Origin of the sequence: Agromyces badenianii (assembly GCF_003070885.1) — a bacterium.
Taxonomy (GTDB): domain Bacteria; phylum Actinomycetota; class Actinomycetes; order Actinomycetales; family Microbacteriaceae; genus Agromyces; species Agromyces badenianii.
Genome location: NZ_CP028913.1, coordinates 2,266,647 through 2,285,941, shown reverse-complemented (window position 1 = coordinate 2,285,941; position 19,295 = coordinate 2,266,647). Strand labels below are relative to the sequence as shown.

Below are 19,295 nucleotides of genomic sequence, written 5' to 3'. Positions count from 1 at the left end.
CGGCCGGCGGATGCCTCGCCGGTAGGCTGTTCGCATGCCACACACCCTCGTGCTGCTCCGCCATGGCAACAGCGAATGGAACCAGAAGAACCTGTTCACCGGTTGGGTCGACGTTCGGCTCAGCGAGCTCGGCACCGCCGAGGCGGCCCGCGCCGGCGAGCTGCTCGCCGAGTCGGGCCTGCTGCCCGACGTGCTGCACACCTCGGTGCTCACCCGGGCGATCCAGACGGCGAACATCGCCCTCGACGTCGCCGATCGAGCGTGGATCGACGTGCGTCGTTCGTGGCGCCTCAACGAGCGTCACTACGGGGCGCTGCAGGGCCTCGACAAGGCGGAGACGCTCGAGAAGTACGGCCCCGAGCAGTTCCAGCTCTGGCGTCGCTCGTTCGACGTTCCGCCCCCCGTGCTGGCCGATGACGCCGAGTACTCGCAGGTCGGCGACCCGCGATACGCGAACCTGGCCGACGACGAGCTGCCGCGCACCGAGTGTCTGAAAGACGTCATCGCCCGCATGCTGCCCTACTGGCAGTCCGACATCGTCCCCGACCTCGAGGCAGGCAAGACCGTGCTCGTCACGGCGCACGGCAACTCGCTGCGTGCGCTCGTGAAGCACCTCGACGGCATCGGCGACGACGACATCGCCGAGCTCAACATCCCGACCGGCATCCCGCTCGTCTACCGCCTCGGCGACGACTTCATGCCGCTCGGTCCGGGGGAGTACCTCGACCCCGAGGCCGCAGCCGCCGGAGCCGCCGCCGTCGCCGCGCAGGGCAAGAAGTAGCACGACGAAGGCCCGGTGGATGTCGCATCCACCGGGCCTTCCGCGTGTCACCCGCGCTCGGGACCGGTCGTTTCGCACGGGACACCGGATAACCGGGGTCCGGTGCGAAACGAGGTGTCCTGAGCGCCGAGTGCGTCGACGCGAGGCGTCAGAGCGCCGCCTTCTCGGGGTCCCAGTCGCCCGTCGCGAGGTACTGCACCTTCTTCGCGATCGACACGGCGTGGTCTGCGAACCGCTCGTGGTACCGGCTGGCGAGGGTGGCGTCGACGGTGTCGACGGCCTGCCCCTTCCACGTCTCGCCGAGCACCTTGTCGAACACCTGCAGGTGCAGGGCGTCGATCTCGTCGTCCTCGTTGCGGATCTCCTCGGCGAGCTTCACGTCTTCGGTGCGAAGCAGCTCGACGAGCTTGCGCGCGATCGCGACGTCGAGCCGGCCCATCTCGGCGAACGTGGGCCGCAGGGTCTTCGGCACGACCTTGTCGGGGAAGCGGTAGCGGGCGAGCTGGGCGATGTGCGTCGACATGTCGCCCATGCGCTCGAGGGAGGCGCTGATGCGCAGCGCGCTCACGACGATTCGCAGGTCTCTGGCGACCGGCTGCTGGCGAGCGAGGATCGTGATGGCGAGCTCGTCGAGCGCAACGGTCTGCTGATCGATGCGGTCGTCGTCGGCGATCACCTCCTCGGCGAGGCTGACGTCGGACTCGTTGAATGCACGCGTCGCCTTCTCGATCGAATCGGCCACGAGTTCGGCGAGCTGGACGAGCCGCTCCCGTACCTCGCGAAGTTCCTGCTGGAACACCTCACGCATGTCTGTGGATCCTTGTCTGTTCTGGCCCGTGAACCGGACGCGGAGGCGCCGGCTCGTTCCGGCCCCGGGACATCCTCTCGGCGCAAGATGAACAACAGGTGCCGAGGCGTTGAATACTCGTTAACGTACCGTCGCACAGGGGAACAACGGCGGATCACCCGCGAACGGCTGGTTAGTCTTGTGGCATGGACCCCACCTGGGTGGTGCTCACCGCCCTTGCCTTCGGCATCTTCCTCGGCGCCGCATTCATGATCGTGCTGCACATGGCCGAGCGCCGCGGATCGAACGCCGCGAAGGTCGTCGCGCCGTCGATCCCCGACGGCGTCGATCAGGTGCTCGATGTGCTCGAGTCCGCGGGCGTCGTCCTCGATCCCTCGAACAACGTGCTCCGGGCCTCGCCCGGTGCGCTCGCCATGGGGCTCGTGCGGCAGCAGGCGCTCGTGCATCCCGAACTGCTCGAACTCGTGGGATCCGTTCGCCGCGGTGGCGAGCCCGTGGTCGACGAGGTGACCGTCGCGCGGGGGCCGTTCGGTGATTCGACGCTGCGCCTGCACGTGCGGGTCGCCAGGCTCGGCACTCGCTTCGTGCTCCTCCTCGCCGAGGATCGCACCGAGGCGCATCGGCTCGATGAGGTGCGCCGCGATTTCGTCGCCAACATCAGCCATGAACTGAAGACGCCGATCGCGTCGGTGAGCCTGCTCGCCGAGGCGCTCGATCAGGCTGCCGACGAACCCGAGCAGGTGCGCCGTTTCGCCGGCCGGCTCTCGGTCGAGGCGGCCCGCCTCGCGCACATCACGAGCGAGGTCATCGAACTGTCGCGCCTGCAGGCGCGGGACGCGTTGCGGCCCGACCGGCTCGTGCGCGTCGACGAGGTCATCGCCGCCGCGGTCGACCAGAACCGCATCGTGGCGGGCGCGAAGGACGTCGAGGTGGTCGTGCGGGCCTCGACGAAGGCCGAGGTCTACGGCGACCGCGACCTCCTCGTCGTCGCGGTGCACAACCTCATCGCCAACGCGATCGCCTATTCGAATCCGAGCGGGCGGGTCGGCGTCGGTGCCAAGACCGACGGCGACGTCGTCGAGATCGCGGTCACCGACCAGGGCATCGGCATCGACGCCGACGACCTCGAGCGAGTCTTCGAACGGTTCTACCGCGTCGACCAGGCGCGTTCGCGCAACACGGGCGGCTCCGGTCTCGGCCTCAGCATCGTCAAGCACACCGTGCAGAACCACGGCGGCGACGTTCGAGTGTGGTCGCAGCCCGGACGCGGCGCGACCTTCATGATCCGGCTTCCGCTGGCCGAGGCCGCGATCGAGCCTGAGACCGCGGACGCCGATCCCGACACCGGCTCCGGTGCCCGCCGGCGAACGGATGCCGCGCCCACGCGCACCCCGAAGAACAGGGCATCAGCACCCCCGGCTGCGAAGTTCGCAGCCTCCGATCGAGGAGACCGTACGTGACCCGCATCCTGCTCGTCGAAGACGAGATCGCTCTGAGCGACCCCCTGAGCTTCCTGCTCGAGCGTGAAGGATACGAGGTGGAGGTGGCGGCCGACGGGCCGTCGGCGGTCGCCGCGTTCGACCAGTCGGGTGCCGACCTTGTGCTGCTCGACCTCATGCTGCCGGGGCTGCCGGGTACCGAGGTCTGCCGTGAGATCCGCAACCGCTCGACGGTGCCGATCATCATGCTGACGGCGAAGGACTCCGAGATCGACATCGTGGTCGGTCTCGAGCTCGGTGCCGACGACTACGTCACGAAGCCGTACTCGACGCGCGAGCTGCTGGCCCGCATCCGGGCCGTGCTGCGCCGCCGCATCGAGATCGAGGAGTTCGACGAGGCGGTGATCGAAGGCGGGCGTGTGCGCATGGACGTCGACCGGCACACGGTCCAGGTCGACGGCGAGCCGGTGCCGATGCCCTTGAAAGAGTTCGAGCTGCTCGAGCTGCTGATGCGCAACCCCGGGCGAGTGCTCACCCGCGGTCAGCTCATCGACCGGGTGTGGGGATCCGACTACTTCGGCGACACCAAGACGCTCGACGTGCACATCAAGCGCATCCGTTCGAAGATCGAGAAGCAGCCGTCGGAGCCGGTCCAGCTCGTGACGGTGCGCGGCCTCGGCTACCGTTTCGAGGCCTGAGGCCTGAGGCCTGAGGCCTGAGGCCTGAGGCCTGAGGCCTGAGGCCTGAGGCCTGAGGCCTTCGAGCCTCGAGGCCTCCGAGCCTCGAGCACACGCGGCTTCGCGCCCGCGCGACGACACGAACGGGTGGGGTGCCGGAGCACCCCACCCGTTCGTTCGACCGGTTCTGCAGTCAGCTCAGGGAACGAGCCGCTTGTACTCGGGGAGTCGCCCGTCGAGCACCGGCACGAGCTTCTCGACGCCTTCGGCGCTGCCGTACTGGAAGTACATCGGCAGGAAGGCTCCGGGCAGGGTGTCGATGTCTTCGAGCACGACAGGCTCGACGGTGTCGGTGCCTTCGATGTCGTCGACGCCGAACACGACCTCGGAGCCGGCTTCGACCTCGATGTCGACGGTCTCGCCGCCGCCGACGCCGAACTGCACGCCGAGGTCGACGTCTTCGGTGCCGTTGTTGACGACGGTCATGACGAGCGTGCCGTCGACGCCGTCATCGGAGACGATGAGGATGTTGCGGAGGTCGAGTTCGCCGACGTCGACCGAGACGCCGTCGCTCGCGTCGTAGTGCTCGGTCGTGGCCTGGTACGTGAGCATCGAGCATCCGCTCGCGCCGAGCGCGATACCGAGGGCCAGAGCAGCGGATGCCGCGATACGCGCCTTCACAGAACCTCCAAGTGCTTGCGTGCGCGCGGGCAGTCGCCCGGGCGCGTTGGGATCGAATCCGAGCATATCGTACGGGCGGCACCGCTCCGGAAGGGAGGCGGAACCTTAGCATGATCCCGAATGTGATATCCTGATAGTTGCCGAAAGGACATCTATTCATGCTTTTTGAGGTTGGCGAAACCGTCGTTTATCCCCACCACGGTGCCGCAACGATCACCGAGGTCAAGAAACGCATCATCAAGGGTGAAGAGAAGCTCTACCTCAAGCTGAACGTCACGCAGGGCGACCTCGTCATCGAGGTGCCCGCAGAGAACGTCGACCTGGTCGGCGTTCGCGACGTCATCGGCAAAGAGGGCCTCGACAAGGTCTTCGAGGTACTGCGCGCTCCGTTCACCGAGGAGCCGACCAACTGGTCGCGCCGCTACAAGGCGAATCTCGAGAAGCTCGCCTCGGGCGATGTGATCAAGGTCTCCGAGGTCGTGCGCGACCTGTGGCGCCGCGATCAGGATCGCGGCCTCTCGGCCGGCGAGAAGCGCATGCTCGCGAAGGCCCGTCAGATCCTCATCTCCGAGCTCGCGCTCGCCGAGAAGACCGACGAAGAGGCGGCTTCGACCGTGCTCGACGAGGTGCTCGCCTCCTAGCGAGTCCTCTCTCCGAACGGCGGGTGCAGGGTGCACCCGCCGTTCGGCATTTCACCCCGACGCCGGCCGAGCAGCCGGCGCCGGCGCCGTCTCGAGGACCGCCCGACCGTCGACGCGACTACGCTCGAACCGTGAGTTCAGTGATCGCCGTCATCGTCGTCGCCGCGGGCAGCGGCACCCGGCTCGGCCATTCCGAGCCCAAGGCCTTCGTGCCCCTCGGCGTCGGCACGATCCTGTCGGTGGCCGTCGATGCCGTGCTCGGCATGCGCGAGACGCCCCACCTGGTGCTCGTGGTGCCCGCCGACCGGGTCGACTCCACTCGGTTGAGGTTCGAGCCCGTCGCGGCCGCGGCATCCGCAGCTCTCGATGTCGTCGCCGGCGGATCCACCCGTCAGGAGTCGGTCGCGAGCGGCCTCGCCGTTCTCCCGGCGACGGTCGACACGGTGCTCGTGCACGACGCCGCCCGCGCCCTCGCTCCCGCCCTGCTCTTCGACGAGGTCGCCGGTGCGGTTCGAGCGCGCCGCCGCGGCATCGTGCCCGCCCTCGACGTCGTCGACACGGTCAAGCGCGTCTCGGAAGACGGGCGGGTGATCGAGACGGTCGACCGCACGACCCTCCGAGCGGTGCAGACGCCGCAGGGCTTTCCTCTATCGTCGCTCGCTCACGCGTATGCCACGGTCGACGGCGAGTTCACGGATGACGCGGCACTCGTGGCATCCGCCGGACTCGTCGTCGAGGTGGTGCCCGGCGACGTGCGCGCCTTCAAGATCACGGTGCCCGCCGACCTGCACCGCGCCGAGCAGCTCGTGGCCGAGCGCGGCGCGCGCGTGGCCGCGGCCACGCCGGCGCCGCGGATCGGCACCGGCACCGATGTGCACGCGTTCGCCGAGGATGCCGGCACGCCGCTGTGGCTCGCCGGCCTCGAATGGCCGGGGGAGCGCGGCCTCTCCGGCCATTCCGACGGCGACGCCGCGGCGCATGCGATCTGCGATGCGCTGCTCGGCGCGGCCGGGCTCGGCGATGTCGGGCAGGTGTTCGGCACCGCCGACGCACGTTTCGCGGGCGCGCACGGCGAGGTGTTCCTGGCCGAGACCAGGCGGCTCATCGAGGCGGCCGGATGGCGGGTGGGCAACGTCTCGGTGCAGATCATCGGCAACCGGCCGAAGCTCGCCCCCCGGCGAGGCGAGGCAGAGGTGCTCCTGTCGCGAGTGCTCGACGCGCCGGTGAGCGTGTCCGCGACGACGAGCGACGCGCTGGGGTTCACGGGCCGCGGCGAGGGCGTCGCGGCGATCGCGACAGCGCTCCTGCTCCCCGTCGGCTGAGCCGGGGCTCGCGCGGGTCCCGACACACCCGGCCGGTAGGCTTGCCGAGTGACCGTGCGACTCTACGACTCGAAGGCCCAGGCCCTGCGTGACTTCGTGCCCCTCCGCGAGGGACACGTCGGCATGTACGTCTGCGGTCCGACGGTGCAATCGAGCCCGCACATCGGGCACCTCCGGAGCGCACTCGTCTACGACCTCATGCGGCGCTGGTTCGCCTACCGCGGCAACGACGTCACCTTCGTGCGCAACGTGACCGACATCGACGACAAGATCCTGAACGCCGCGATCGACGACTCAGGGGGCGAACAGTGGTGGGCGCTCGCCTACCGCGTCGAACTCGAGTTCACGGCTGCGTATACCTCGCTCGGCATCATGGCCCCCACGTACGAGCCGCGGGCGACCGCGAGCGTCTCGCAGATGCAGCAACTCATCGCTCGCCTCATCGAGCGCGGGCACGCCTATGCGGCGCAGGATGCCTCGGGCGACGTGTACTTCGACACGGCGAGCTGGCCCGGCTACGGCGAACTCACGCGTCAGGCCCGCGAGAACATGGAGGCGGCGGCCGACGCCGACCCGCGCGGCAAGCGCGACCCCCGCGACTTCGCACTCTGGAAGGGCCGCAAGGAGACGGAACCCGACTCGGCGAGCTGGTCGTCACCGTGGGGCGACGGCCGCCCGGGCTGGCACATCGAGTGCTCGGCCATGGCCACCCGCTATCTCGGCACCGAGTTCGACCTCCATGGCGGCGGCCTCGACCTCAGATTCCCGCACCATGAGAACGAGCTCGCCCAATCGACGGCCGCCGGCGACGGGTACGCACGGTACTGGGTGCACAACGGCCTGGTGAACGTCGGCGGGCAGAAGATGTCGAAGTCGCTCGGCAACTCCGTCTACGCCGCGGAGTTGTTCGACCTCGCCTCGCCGCTCGCCGTGCGCTACCTCCTCGGGGCGGCGCATTACCGCTCGACGCTCGATTACGCGCCCGGCTCGCTCACCGAGGCCGAGGCGGCGGTCGACCGCATCCGCGGGTTCCTCGCCCGGGTCGAACGGCGGCTCGCCGGTACCCGGTACGCCGGAGTCGGCGGCCCGATCATCCCCGAGCCGTTCGCTGCGGCGATGGACGACGACCTCGGCGTGCCGCAGGCGCTCGCCGTGCTGCACGACACCGTGCGCGCCGGAAACCAGGCGCTCGACGCCGACGAACTGCACGACGCCGCAGTGGCGCACGGCCAGGTCGTCGCCATGGTCGAGGTGCTCGGCATCGATCCGCGCGACCCGCGGTGGGCGTCGGCCGACGTCGGCCCCGCGGCATCCGCGCTCGACGCGCTCGTCACCCGACTCATCGAAGACCGCCAGGCTGCGCGCGAGTCGAAGGACTACGCTGCCGCAGACCGCATCCGCGCCGAACTCTCGGCCGCGGGCATCACCATCGAAGACAGCCAGACCGGAACACATTGGAGCTTGGGACTATGAAGGGCAGCAGCGGAAAGTCGCGGGCCGGAGCCGTGCGCAAGGGCAAGAGCAATCAGGTCGGTTCCGGCGGGCAGGGCCGGCAGGCGCTCGAGGGCAAGGGGCCGACGCCGAAGGCGGAAGACCGTGCGTGGCACCCCGCCGGCAAGCGCAAGGCCGCCGAGGAGCGATACCGCGCCTCAGGCGGCAAGAGGGTCGCCGGTCAGGGCTCGGGTCAGCGTGCCGGCGCACCGCGTGGCGCATCGGGCGCGGCGCGCCGCGCGAAGTCCGGCGACGAGTCCGAGATCGTGACGGGCCGCAATTCGGTCGTCGAGGCACTGCGGGCGCGCATCCCCGCGACCACCCTGTACGTCGCAGCCCGCGTCGAGATGGACGACCGGGTGCGCGAGGCGATCAAGATCGCCACCAATCGTGAAATCCCGATTCTCGAGGTCATGCGGCCCGAGCTCGACCGCCTCGCCGGCGAGGGCGGCGTGCACCAGGGCCTCGCCCTCAAGGTGCCGCCCTACGAGTACGCGCACCCGATCGAACTGCTCGACGAGGTGCTCGCCCGTGATGAGACGCCGCTCTTCGTCGCGCTCGACGGCATCACCGACCCGCGCAACCTCGGCGCGATCCTGCGTTCGACCGGCGCGTTCGGCGGGCAGGGCGTGATCGTGCCGCAGCGCCGCTCGGTGGGCGTGAACTCGGCCGCATGGAAGACCTCGGCCGGCGCCGCCGCCCGTGTGCCCGTGGCGATGGCACCGAACCTCACCCAGACGCTCAAGGCGCTGAAGGAGCGCGGGGTCTTCGTGCTCGGCCTCGACGGCGACGGCGACGTCTCGCTGCCCGGTCTCACCTGGGCCGACCGTCCGATCGTGGTCGTCGTCGGCAGCGAGGGCAAGGGGCTCTCGCGGCTCGTCGCCGAGACGTGCGACGCGATCGTCTCGATTCCGATCACCGCGGCGACCGAATCCCTGAACGCCGGCATCGCCGCATCGGTCACGCTCTACGAGATCTCCAAGCTCCGCGCCGAGTAGCGGGCCCCCCCGCACCGCCGGTCGAGGCGCGAGTGGCGGGGTCAGACGTTCGCGCGCCAGTCGCCGTCGTCGTCGGGGTCGAGCGCGGCGAACGCGGCGGTGTCGGTCGACGGGATCGTCTCGATCGGCATCGTGAAGGCGTCGGTCGACGGACCGATCACCGTCGCCTCATCGCGTCGGTGCCGGAGCACGGTGTTGACGTAGGAGTTCACCGCCTCGGCGAGCGGGATGTCGTGTCCGGCCTGTTGGGCGAGGTACCAGCGGTGATCGAGCAACTGGTGGAAGACCTCGGCGGGTTCGAGCTTGCCGCGCAACTCGAGCGGGATCGCCCGCACGACCGGTTCGAAGACGCGCATGAGCCACTCGTGGGCGACCATCTCCTCGTCGAGCTCGGTCTTGCCGTAGGCGGCCCGATAGGAGTCGAGGTCGTTGAGCAGACGGCGAGCCTGGTTCTCACCCGCATCGAGCCCGGTCAGCCGAAGCAGGCGCCGCTGGTGATGGCCGGCGTCCACGACCTTCGGCTGGATGCGCACGGTCGTGCCGGTCTCATCCGTCTTGATGGCGAGCTCTTCGATGTCGAAGCCCAGCTGGTTCAGTCGGTTCACGCGCTCGTTGATGCGCCACCGCTCGGCGCTCGAGAAGGACTCGGAGCCGGTGAGCTCGATCCAGAGACTGCGGTAGGCCTCGACGATGCCGTTCGAGATGTTGACGGGGTCGAGTTCGTCGGCGACCTTGCCGCCGGCCTCGAGGTCGAGCAGCTCGCCGGCGATGTTCACCCGGGCGATCTCGAGGTCGTTCTCGCGCTGGCCGTTCGAGAGACCTCCCTCGTAGAGCTTGCCGGTCTCGGCGTCGACGAGGTACGCCGCGAACGCTCCGGCGTCACGTCGGAAGAGGGTGTTCGAGAGCGACACGTCGCCCCAGAAGAAGCCGACGATGTGCAGGCGCACGAGCAGCACCGCGAGGGCGTCGACGAGCCGCGTCGCCGTGTCGGGCCGCAGAGTCTGCGAGAAGAGCGCGCGGTACGGGAGCGAGAATCGCAGATGCCGGGTGACGAGCACCGGCTTCAGCGGCTCGCCCTCGGCGTCGGTGCGGTTCGTGATGACCGCGACCGGGTCGACGCAGGGGATGTCGAGACGCTGCAGGGTGCGCAGCATCTCGTACTCGCCCTTGGCCATCTCGGACGTGGTCTCCTTGATCGCCACGATGTGGGCGCCGAGGTGCGCGAACCGCACGAGGTGGCGGGAGATGCCCTTCGGCAGTGCCGCGATCGTGTCGCTCGGCCACGCCTCGAGAGGGAGGTCCCAGGGAAGGTCGAGCAGTGCGGGGTCGGCCATGGCCGAAGTGATGGAGAGTGATCCGCTCATTGTGGTTCAGCGTAGTCGCGGTTGATCATGCCGGAGAACGGCGATGCCGGCCGGGCCCGAGGGCCCGACCGGCATCATCGATCTGGAGGCGGAGGTCAGGCGACGACCGGCTTATTGCTGAGGCGGAGGCCCGTCTCGGCGTCGAAGATGTGCACGTGGCCCGGCGTGGCCGTGAGGTACACCCGCTCGCCCGCATTCGGGTGCACGCGGCCATCGACCCGCGCGACGATGTCGGTGCGCTTGCCCTCGACCGTCGAGTGGCCGTAGAGGTAGCCGTCGGCGCCGAGCTCCTCGACGAGGTCGACGTCGACCGCGAGGCCCTCGCCCTCGTGCGGCGACACGACGATGTCTTCGGGACGAACGCCGATGGTGGCGACCTTGCTGCTCGTGTCGGCGAGCGCCTCACGCTCGACCGGCACGTTGGCAGTGCCGAACATGATTCCGCCCTCGACGAGGTCGGCGTGGAAGAGGTTCATCGCGGGCGAGCCGATGAAGCCGGCCACGAAGACGTTGTTCGGCTTCTCGTAGAGGTCGCGCGGGGTGCCGACCTGCTGCAGCAGGCCGTCTTTCAGCACCGCGATGCGGTCGCCCATGGTGAGGGCCTCGGTCTGGTCGTGCGTGACGTAGACGGTGGTGACGCCGAGACGGCGCTGGAGCGAGGCGATCTGCGTGCGGGTCTGCACGCGGAGCTTCGCGTCGAGGTTCGAGAGCGGCTCGTCCATGAGGAACACCCGCGGCTGACGCACGATCGCGCGCCCCATGGCGACGCGCTGGCGCTGGCCGCCCGAGAGTGCCTTCGGCTTGCGGGCGAGGTAGGGCTCGAGGTCGAGGAGCTTGGCCGCCTCGAGCACTCGCGCGGCGCGCTCCTCTTTGCCGACGCCCGCGATCTTGAGCGCGAAGCCCATGTTCTCGGCGACGGTCATGTGCGGGTAGAGCGCGTAGTTCTGGAAGACCATGGCGATGTCACGGTCTTTCGGCGGCACGTCGGTGACGTTGCGGTCGCCGATGAAGATGTTGCCCTCATTGACCTCTTCGAGGCCCGCGAGCATGCGGAGCGAGGTCGACTTGCCGCAGCCCGAGGGGCCGACGAGCACGAGGAACTCACCGTCTGCGACCTCGAGGTCGAGCTTGTCGACGGCCGGTCGGGTGCCCCCGGGGTAGAGGCGGGTGGCCTTGTCGAACGTGACTGACGCCATGATTCGTGTTCTCCTTCACCGGCAGGTACGTGCCGGACGATCCGTAGTGATGGACTGCGTCGACGCTGACGCCCACTCAGTATCGCACGGGGCGTCCTCGCCCGGCACGAGCCCGATCCACGGGTGCCGCGGCACCCAGCTCGGATTCGGCCCGCTCGCGGATGCCGTTTGGGTGTTTCCCAGCCATCGTCCCTACTATCGTGTGTGCCCGCATGCCTACGCGCGCGCCCCCACAGCGACCGGAGTGACCATCGATGAGCAACGGCGGATCGAATCAGCCACGCCCCACCCGTAACGAACAGCGCGAAGCCGCGCGCGAGAAGGCGCGGGTGCTCCGAGAGGAGCAGAAGAAGCGTGAGCGACGCAACAAGGTGCTCATCCAGGGCGGCGTCATCGTCGCAGTGCTCGCGGTCGCGGCGCTCATCCTCAGCGTGATCCTCAACAACGCCAAGCCCGACGGTCCGGGCCCGGCCAACATGGCGAGCGACGGCATCCTGCTCACGGGAGTCGACGGGGTCATCACCGCGACCGAGACCCCTGCGCTCGCCGCGGGAGAGGCGCCGACGCCGTCGACGCCCGACGACAGCGGCACCGTCGCCAACATCGTCACCTACATCGACTACCTCTGCCCCTTCTGCGGCCAGTTCGAGACGACGAACTCCGAATCGATCAGGACGATGGTCGAGTCGGGGGCCGCGACGCTCGAAGTGCACCCGATCGCCCTGCTGACGAACAAGTCGGCCGGCACCCAGTACTCGCTGCGCGCCGCCAACGCCGCGGCGTGCGTCGCTGACGCCTCGCCCGAGTCGTTCTTCGACTTCAACGAGCTGCTCTTCGAGAACCAGCCCGAGGAGACCTCCGCCGGACTCGACAACACCCAGATCAAGGCGCTCGCGAAGGAGGCGGGCGTGAGCTCGCTCTCGACGATCGAGAAGTGCATCGACGACACCCAGTTCAAGAAATGGGTGCAGGATGCCACGACGCGCGCCCTGACCGAGCCGGTGCCGAACTCCGACCTCGAGTCGATCAAGGGCACCCCGACGGTGCTCGTCAACGGCAAGCAGTACGAGGGCTCGCTGAAAGACCCGGCCGAGTTCCAGTCGTTCGTGCTGCAGGCGACCGGCGAGACGTTCTCGGAGTCGACCTCGACACCCGCGCCCTGACCCTCGACGCGCTCCACGAAGGCCCGGCACCATGCCGGGCCTTCGTGCGTTCGGCCCGCCGCCGATCGATAGGATGTCGGGGAGGCATCCCCTCGCCGGCTTGGCGCAATTGGTAGCGCACCGCTCTTGTAAAGCGGGGGTTGCGGGTTCGAGTCCCGCAGCCGGCTCTTGACTCAAGATTCACCCCAGACGGTTCCCCTGGCGCACGCCGCCGACCCTGTTGACCAGCACGCACACGTCGAGCGCTCACGGATTCCGATCTGGCTCGCGCTCGTCATCGCGCTGCTGCTCGGAGCTGCCACGGCGCTGCAGTCCCGGGTGAACGGCGAGCTCGCCTCGGCACTCGACGATCCGTTCACCGCGGCCGCGATCTCGTTCGGCAGCGGGCTCGTCATCCTGCTCGTGGTGCTCGCCTTCTGGAGCCCGGGTCGCACGGGCCTCGCGCGAGTGGCCGGCGCGCTTCGCGGCGGGCGACTCGCCTGGTGGATGGTGCTCGGCGGGCTCGCCGGCGCCTGGTTCGTGACCACGCAGGGCTTGTCGGCCGGGGTCATCGGGGTCGCCCTGTTCACGATCGCCATCGTCGCCGGACAGACGGTGGGCGGCATCGTGTTCGACCTCCTGGGCCTCGGGCCGGGAGGCCGGCGCCCGCTCTCGGCGACTCGGGTGATCGGCGCGGTGCTCGCGCTCGCCGCGATCGGCTGGGCGGTCTCCGCCCAGATCACTCGAGACGTGCCGGTGCTGCTCATGGTGCTGCCCTTCATCGCGGGCATCGGCGCCGCATGGCAGCAGGCCGTCAACGGGCGAGTGAAGATGGTCGCCGGCAGCGCGCTCACCGCGACCGTCGTCAACTTCGCGGTCGGAACGACGGCGCTCGTCGTGGCGATGATCGTGCACGCGGCATCCGCAGGCTGGCCGACGGCGCTGCCGGGCGAGCCGTGGCTCTACGCCGGCGGGGCGCTCGGCTGCATCTTCATCGCCGGGCAGGCGATGCTCGTGCGGGTGCTCGGGGTGCTGCTGCTCGCGCTCTGCGGGGTCGCCGGGCAACTCGTCGCGGCGCTCGCGCTCGACCTGCTCCTGCCGACGGCCGATGCCCGCGTCGACATCGCGACGATCGGCGGAACGGTGCTCGCCCTGATCGCCGTCGCCGTCGCCTCGATCCGCTGGGGTCGTCGCAAGCACGCCGTTGCACCGGCGGGCGCCGCGCAACAGGGCGACGGCGCCGCCTGACGTCGGCGTCGTTCAGTCGAGTGAGCTGAACCGAGCGGCGGCGCCCGAGTCGAGACCGCGCTCGGGGCGTGTTCCGGCCGGGAGGCCGCCGACGTACAGCCAGCCGAGCAGCCTCTCACCTGGAGCGAGGCCGTGCATCTCGGCGACGAGCGGATGCCGCGTGTGCGGCCCGGTGCGCCACATCACGCCCCACCCCGCCTCGTCAAGCAGCAGGCTGAGCTGGTGGGCGACCCCCGCGGCTACGGCCTCCTGCTCCCACGCGGCGACCTTGTGATGAGTCGTCGTGACGGCGACGATCGCGAGCAGCAGCGGGGCGCGCAGGGGCTTTCGCGAGAGCCGGGCGGCGTGCTCGCCGTCGAGTCCGGCCGCGGCGGCGAGTGCCGCGCCCAGGCGTGCCCGTGCGTCGCCGCGGATCGCGATGACGCGCCACGGGCGGAGGGCCGCGTGGTCGGCGACCCGGCCCGCCGCTTCGAGCAGTGACACGACGACGTCGTCGTCAGGCGCGGCATCCGTGACCTTGGGCGCCGACCGCCTGGCGAGCATCGCCTCGCGAGCGGACGCCGCCACTCAGGACTCGGCGGTGAAATCGAGGGCGATGGAGTTCATGCAGTAGCGGTCACCGGTCGGCGTGCCGAAGCCGTCGGGGAAGACGTGCCCGAGGTGCGATCCGCAGTTCGCGCAGCGCACTTCGGTGCGCACCATGCCGAGCGAGGAGTCCTCGATGAGCTCGACGGCCTCGGGCCGCACCGACTCGTAGAAACTCGGCCAGCCGCAGCCCGAGTCGAACTTCGTGCCGCTCTGGAAGAGCTCCGAGCCGCAGGCGGCACAGGTGTAGACGCCGGCCCGGTCTTCATCGAGCAGCTCGCCCGTCCACGGCCGTTCAGTCGCCGCCTCGCGGAGCACGGAGTACTGCTCGCCGCCGAGTTCGGCGCGCCACTCCTCGTCGGTCTTGTCCACGTTGTACGCCATGAAGCGGTCCTCCCAGTGCTCGCGTCGGTGCCCCACCATGCTCGCAGGTCTGCCGACGGGTTCCGACAACGGATGCAACGCCGGCGGCCGCGTCGATGTTCCTGCTGCCGCCCATCGCGCGGGCACACGCCGCCCCCACACGCCGCCCTCACTCGGCGCGCGCACGGACGACGGTGTCTAGGATGACGTGCAGGCGGTGCATCCGGCTCGCCTCGACGGGAGGTCGCATGAGCGCCGAGCGACTGCCGCACCGCCTGGCGGAGTCGGCGCTCGACGAGCGCGAGGTGCGAGTGCTCGCGTTCGAATCACGCGCGTGGCAGCATCCGGGTGCGAAGGCCGAGGCGATTCGCGACGAGTTCGGCATCTCCGCAGCCCGGTACTATCGGATACTCGGCGAGCTCATCGATTCGCCCGCGGCGCTCCGCCACGACCCCATGCTCGTCAAGCGACTGCAGCGGTTGCGTGCGGCCCGCGCGGCGGCGCGAACCCGGCGTTCGCTCTCGATCGGCCGACCGCTCGACTGAGCCCGGCCCCGACCCGACGACTGGAACCATGGCACAGAAGTTCCCCCGCGACCGTTTCGACTCGATCCCGCACGGCATCGACCGGGTCGGTGCCCATCGGGCGCCGGCACGCCGCGGCGCCGGCTGGATCGTGGTCGCCTGGGGAGCGCTCGCGACCGTCGTGCTGGTCGCCGCCGGCATCGGCGGCGTCATGCTGTTCAACGATCGGCTGAACTTCGGCAACCCCCCGGTGGCGAGCCCGAGCGCCGAGCCGGTCGTCACGGCCGAGCCGGTGATCGCGCCCGACGTTCCGGTGCTCGTGCTGAACGGCACGTCGACGGCCGGGCTCGCGGCCAAGGCCGCCGAGACGCTCGTGGCCAACGGCGTGCCCGTCGGTTCGACGGCGAACGCGAGCGAGAACACGCTGACCGAGACGGTCGTCTACTACGTCGCGCCCGAGCTCGAGGGGGCGGCTCGCGGCGTCGCGCAGTTCCTGCCGGAGGCGGATGTGCGGGTGTCCGAGCAGTTCGCGGCCACGGGCAACCAGCTCGTCGTCGTGCTCGGCTCCGACTACGCCGACGCGACCGCCGCCGGCTGATCGCGACGGCCCGACCGAGGCCCGACCAGCCGCCTGACCGGCTCACGGCGGCCGACTGACCGCCACCTGGCCGGCGCGAGCAGGCGAATCGTTGCCATTCCGAGACCTGCTCGACTCGACGGCCTCTTGTGCCCGAGCGCACTGTCGTGACTATCTGGATTCGGCCGCTCTCCCGTGCGAATACCCGGCGCCGTCCCTGGCGTTCGTCGTTGCGATCGAGTGGCCCGGCACAGGCCACTGGCAGGTGCTGATCGGACACACGGCAACATGGGAGCAACGCATGGCGAACGGAACCGTCAAGTGGTTCAACGCTGAAAAGGGCTACGGATTCATCACCGTCGACGAGGGGGGCCAAGACGTCTTCGTCCACTACTCCGCGATCGACATGTCGGGGTACAAGGTGCTCGAGGAGGGCCAGCAGGTCGTGTTCGAGGTCGGCACCGGCTCGAAGGGTCCGCAGGCCGAGGCGGTGCGTCCGGCCTGATCGGGCTCGAGGTCGATTCGTGGACGCGCCGCCGGATCCGACGGCGCGTTCCCGCACTCAGGGGCGGACCCGCCGCTACGCTGGCGGTCATGGCAGCGCAGGTCCGGCCTGCCCCGTATCGACGGGGAGCGCGGTTCGCCGTGCTCGCCGTCGCGGCCTTGCTGCTCGCCGGATGCCAATCGGCGCCGGTGCCCGCCCCCGACACTGAGGTGCCGGTGCGCCCGGCCGCCGGCTCGGCGCCCTCGTCGGTGTCGTTCGCGCCGCTTCGCGGAACCGCGGCGGATGCCTCGGAGCTCGCGCATCCCTCGCTCGCGGTGAAGATCGACAACCACGAAGAGGCGCGGCCGCACCTCGCGCTGAACCGCACCGACCTCGTCTTCGAAGAGCTCGTCGAGGGCGGCATCACGCGGTACGTCGCCGTCTGGCATTCCGACGTTCCCGACGAGGTCGGCCCGGTGCGATCGATCCGGCCCATGGACCCCGACATCGCCTCGCCCTTCGGCGGCATCATCGCCTACTCGGGCGGCCAGGAGCAGTTCGTCGAGATGATGATGGCGACACCGCTGCTGAACCTCGTGTTCGACTACGACGACACAGGACTCTTCTCGCGTGCCGACGACCGCCCGGGCCCGCACGATGTCGTCCTCCGTGCCGGCGAAGCGGTCTCGCGCAATGCCGCGCTCGCGCCGCCGCCGATGCAGTTCTCGTACGGCACCGCCGACCCGCTCGTCGCCCCCGCGCTCGCGGCCGCCCCGACGTCGCGCATCGATCTCGTCTTCTCCGATGCGCGATTCCCCGCTTGGGAATGGGACGGCGCGGCATCCACCTGGCTGCGCTCGCAAGAGGGCTCGCCAGACCTCGAGGCCTCGGGTGAGCGGGTCGGCGCCACGAACATCGTGACGCTGCGGGTCGGCATCGACTGGAGCTACGGCGAGGTGCCGAAGACCGTCATGATCGGCTCGGGCGAGGCATGGGTCTCGGCGGCCGGTCGCACCGCCCACGGCACCTGGGCGAAGGATGCCGCGGGCTCGCCGATCACCCTCACCGCCGACGACGGCTCGCCGCTTCGATTGGCCCCCGGCAACACGTGGGTCGAGCTCGTGCCGGGCGAGGGGTCGGCGACGTTCACGCCCTGAGCGGACACCACCGGGCTCGCTTGCACTCGTGACGGTCGAGTGCCAGAATCGATTTAGCACTCACTCGTTTTGAGTGCTAACCCAACGAATCTTTGAAGACGTCCGGGAAAGGACGAGAGAAACACATGGCAAAGATCATTGCTTTCAACGAGGAGGCCCGTCGCGGCCTCGAGCGTGGCCTCAACACGCTCGCCGACGCGGTGAAGGTGACCCTCGGCCCGCGCGGTCGCAACGTCGTGCTCGAGAAGAAGTGGGGCGCCCCCACGATCACGAACGACGGTGTGTCGATCGCCAAGGAGATCGAGCTCGACGACCCGTACGAGAAGATCGGTGCCGAGCTCGTCAAGGAGGTCGCCAAGAAGACCGACGACGTCGCCGGTGACGGCACCACGACCTCGGTCGTGCTCGCCCAGGCGCTCGTGCGCGAGGGCCTCCGCAACGTCGCCGCAGGCGCCGACCCCATCTCGCTGAAGCGCGGCATCGAGAAGGCCGTCGCGGCCGTCGAGGCCGAGCTCCTCGCCAACGCGAAGGACGTCGAGACCAAGGAAGAGATCGCCGCCACGGCTTCGATCTCGGCCGCCGACGAGCAGATCGGCGCGCTCATCGCCGAAGCGATCGACAAGGTCGGCAAGGAGGGCGTCGTCACCGTCGAGGAGTCGAACACCTTCGGCACCGAGCTCGAGCTGACCGAGGGCATGCGCTTCGACAAGGGCTACCTGTCGGCGTACTTCGTCACCGACCCCGAGCGCCAGGAAGCGGTCTTCGAAGACCCGTACATCCTGATCGTCAACAGCAAGGTCTCGAACATCAAGGACCTGCTCCCCATCGTCGACAAGGTCATCCAGACCGGCAAGCAGCTCCTCATCATCGCTGAGGACGTCGACGGCGAGGCGCTCGCGACCCTGATCGTCAACAAGATCCGCGGCATCTTCAAGTCGGTCGCCGTCAAGGCCCCGGGCTTCGGCGACCGCCGCAAGGCGCAGCTGCAGGACATCGCCACCCTCACCGGCGGCCAGGTCATCTCCGAGGAGGTCGGTCTCAAGCTCGAGAACGTCACCCTCGACCTGCTCGGCACGGCTCGCAAGGTCATCATCACCAAGGACGAGACGACCATCGTCGAGGGTGGCGGCGACGAGGAGGCCATCGCCGGCCGTGTCTCGCAGATCCGCAAGGAGATCGAGAACACCGACTCCGACTACGACCGCGAGAAGCTCCAGGAGCGCCTCGCCAAGCTCGCCGGCGGCGTCGCCGTCATCAAGGCGGGTGCGGCGACCGAGGTCGAGCTCAAGGAGCGCAAGCACCGCATCGAAGACGCCGTTCGCAACGCGAAGGCCGCCGTCGAAGAGGGCATCGTCGCCGGTGGTGGCGTCGCTCTCATCCAGGCCGGCAAGACCGCCTTCGAGAAGCTCGAGCTGGTCGGCGACGAGGCGACGGGTGCGAACATCGTTCGCGTCGCCATCGACGCTCCGCTCAAGCAGATCGCCCTCAACGCCGGCCTCGAGCCGGGCGTCGTGGTCGACAAGGTGCGCAACCTCCCCGTCGGCCAGGGCCTGAACGCCGCGACCGGCGAGTACGTCGACATGCTCGCCGCCGGCATCAACGACCCGGTGAAGGTCACCCGCTCGGCGCTGCTGAACGCGGCGTCGATCGCCGGCCTGTTCCTCACCACCGAGGCCGTCGTGGCCGACAAGCCCGAGAAGAACGCGGCACCGGTCGGCGACCCGACGGGCGGCATGGACTTCTAAGTCCGCGCCTCACGCAACGCACACGATGGGCGTCTCCCTCCGGGGAGGCGCCCATCGTCGTTCCTCGCGCCC

At 69.5% G+C, this 19,295-nt stretch carries 20 protein-coding genes and 1 tRNA gene; 15 read left to right on the top strand and 6 right to left on the bottom strand.

The window, feature by feature from the left end; genetic code table 11:
- The first annotated feature begins 34 nt into the window (after positions 1-34).
- On the top strand, positions 35-781 hold the full coding sequence (locus tag DCE93_RS10830) for a phosphoglyceromutase (protein ID WP_108595890.1): 747 nt from the start codon (positions 35-37) through the stop codon (positions 779-781).
- A gap of 148 nt (positions 782-929) precedes the next feature.
- Here the strand turns inward: DCE93_RS10830 and phoU are convergent, their stop codons facing one another.
- Complete coding sequence (gene phoU, locus DCE93_RS10825) at positions 930-1,589, bottom strand: phosphate signaling complex protein PhoU (protein ID WP_108595889.1); 660 nt, start codon at positions 1,587-1,589, stop codon at positions 930-932.
- Positions 1,590-1,774: 185 nt separating this feature from the next.
- Between phoU and DCE93_RS10820 the strand changes: the two genes are divergently transcribed.
- Both DCE93_RS10820 and DCE93_RS10815 read left to right on the top strand, forming a co-directional pair.
- Positions 1,775-3,049 carry a sensor histidine kinase gene (locus tag DCE93_RS10820; RefSeq protein WP_108595888.1) on the top strand — a complete coding sequence of 425 codons (1,275 nt, stop codon included), beginning with the start codon at positions 1,775-1,777 and terminating at the stop codon, positions 3,047-3,049.
- Positions 3,046-3,726: a response regulator transcription factor gene (locus tag DCE93_RS10815; RefSeq protein WP_108595887.1), complete on the top strand. Its 681-nt coding sequence runs from the start codon at positions 3,046-3,048 to the stop codon at positions 3,724-3,726. Before DCE93_RS10820 ends, DCE93_RS10815 begins: the two co-directional genes overlap by 4 nt.
- 177 nt (positions 3,727-3,903) lie before the next feature.
- Here DCE93_RS10815 and DCE93_RS10810 read toward each other — a convergent pair whose 3' ends face one another.
- On the bottom strand, positions 3,904-4,386 hold the full coding sequence (locus DCE93_RS10810; RefSeq protein ID WP_108595886.1) for a hypothetical protein: 483 nt from the start codon (positions 4,384-4,386) through the stop codon (positions 3,904-3,906).
- Positions 4,387-4,544: 158 nt separating this feature from the next.
- On the opposite strand from DCE93_RS10810, the gene DCE93_RS10805 reads away from it, so the two are divergent.
- Genes DCE93_RS10805 through rlmB form a run of 4 tightly spaced genes read left to right on the top strand, consistent with a single transcriptional unit; the run spans position 4,545 to position 8,838 of the window.
- The gene (locus tag DCE93_RS10805) at positions 4,545-5,027 is read left to right on the top strand and encodes a CarD family transcriptional regulator (protein ID WP_022889889.1); all 483 of its coding nucleotides are present in this window, start codon (positions 4,545-4,547) and stop codon (positions 5,025-5,027) included.
- Between the two features lie 23 nt (positions 5,028-5,050).
- Entirely contained in the window at positions 5,051-6,349 is a 1,299-nt protein-coding gene (gene ispD / locus DCE93_RS10800; protein ID WP_420836955.1) for a 2-C-methyl-D-erythritol 4-phosphate cytidylyltransferase, read from the top strand.
- Positions 6,350-6,397: 48 nt separating this feature from the next.
- Entirely contained in the window at positions 6,398-7,822 is a 1,425-nt protein-coding gene (gene cysS / locus DCE93_RS10795; protein ID WP_108595884.1) for a cysteine--tRNA ligase, read from the top strand.
- Positions 7,819-8,838 carry a 23S rRNA (guanosine(2251)-2'-O)-methyltransferase RlmB gene (rlmB, locus tag DCE93_RS10790; RefSeq protein ID WP_108595883.1) on the top strand — a complete coding sequence of 340 codons (1,020 nt, stop codon included), beginning with the start codon at positions 7,819-7,821 and terminating at the stop codon, positions 8,836-8,838. The genes cysS and rlmB overlap by 4 nt, the downstream gene beginning before the upstream one ends.
- 41 nt (positions 8,839-8,879) lie before the next feature.
- Here rlmB and DCE93_RS10785 read toward each other — a convergent pair whose 3' ends face one another.
- Complete coding sequence (locus tag DCE93_RS10785) at positions 8,880-10,202, bottom strand: DUF4032 domain-containing protein (RefSeq protein ID WP_108595882.1); 1,323 nt, start codon at positions 10,200-10,202, stop codon at positions 8,880-8,882.
- 95 nt (positions 10,203-10,297) lie between these two features.
- Entirely contained in the window at positions 10,298-11,398 is a 1,101-nt protein-coding gene (locus tag DCE93_RS10780) for an ABC transporter ATP-binding protein (RefSeq protein ID WP_108595881.1), read from the bottom strand.
- A 329-nt stretch (positions 11,399-11,727) separates the two neighbouring features.
- Between DCE93_RS10780 and DCE93_RS10775 the strand changes: the two genes are divergently transcribed.
- The 3 genes from DCE93_RS10775 (at position 11,728) to DCE93_RS10765 (ending at position 13,788) form a co-directional block, all read left to right on the top strand.
- A complete protein-coding gene (locus tag DCE93_RS10775; protein WP_244284153.1) occupies positions 11,728-12,561 on the top strand; it encodes a DsbA family protein in 834 nt (277 codons plus the stop codon).
- A 94-nt stretch (positions 12,562-12,655) separates the two neighbouring features.
- Positions 12,656-12,728 (top strand) — tRNA-Thr (locus DCE93_RS10770).
- A gap of 1 nt (position 12,729) precedes the next feature.
- The gene (locus DCE93_RS10765) at positions 12,730-13,788 is read left to right on the top strand and encodes a DMT family transporter (RefSeq protein WP_244284152.1); all 1,059 of its coding nucleotides are present in this window, start codon (positions 12,730-12,732) and stop codon (positions 13,786-13,788) included.
- A 12-nt stretch (positions 13,789-13,800) separates the two neighbouring features.
- Here the strand turns inward: DCE93_RS10765 and DCE93_RS10760 are convergent, their stop codons facing one another.
- Together DCE93_RS10760 and msrB are read right to left on the bottom strand one after the other, a co-directional pair.
- Positions 13,801-14,331 (bottom strand): nitroreductase family protein, encoded by a 531-nt coding sequence (locus tag DCE93_RS10760; protein ID WP_108596727.1) that lies wholly within the window; start codon positions 14,329-14,331, stop codon positions 13,801-13,803.
- Positions 14,332-14,355: 24 nt separating this feature from the next.
- Entirely contained in the window at positions 14,356-14,757 is a 402-nt protein-coding gene (msrB, locus tag DCE93_RS10755) for a peptide-methionine (R)-S-oxide reductase MsrB (RefSeq protein WP_108596726.1), read from the bottom strand.
- A gap of 227 nt (positions 14,758-14,984) precedes the next feature.
- Here msrB and DCE93_RS10750 point away from each other — a divergent pair, with 227 nt between their 5' ends.
- From DCE93_RS10750 to groL, 5 genes are all read left to right on the top strand, one after another.
- Positions 14,985-15,281, top strand: a complete 297-nt coding sequence (locus DCE93_RS10750) for a DUF3263 domain-containing protein (protein ID WP_108595879.1) — start codon at positions 14,985-14,987, stop codon at positions 15,279-15,281.
- A gap of 28 nt (positions 15,282-15,309) precedes the next feature.
- Positions 15,310-15,858 (top strand): LytR C-terminal domain-containing protein, encoded by a 549-nt coding sequence (locus tag DCE93_RS10745; protein ID WP_108595878.1) that lies wholly within the window; start codon positions 15,310-15,312, stop codon positions 15,856-15,858.
- A gap of 280 nt (positions 15,859-16,138) precedes the next feature.
- A complete protein-coding gene (locus tag DCE93_RS10740) occupies positions 16,139-16,342 on the top strand; it encodes a cold-shock protein (protein ID WP_108595877.1) in 204 nt (67 codons plus the stop codon).
- An 89-nt stretch (positions 16,343-16,431) separates the two neighbouring features.
- Positions 16,432-17,478 (top strand): DUF3048 domain-containing protein, encoded by a 1,047-nt coding sequence (locus DCE93_RS10735; protein ID WP_108595876.1) that lies wholly within the window; start codon positions 16,432-16,434, stop codon positions 17,476-17,478.
- Between the two features lie 125 nt (positions 17,479-17,603).
- Positions 17,604-19,223, top strand: coding sequence for a chaperonin GroEL (groL, locus tag DCE93_RS10730; protein ID WP_108595875.1), 1,620 nt, complete (start codon positions 17,604-17,606; stop codon positions 19,221-19,223).
- Positions 19,224-19,295: the final 72 nt, after the last annotated feature.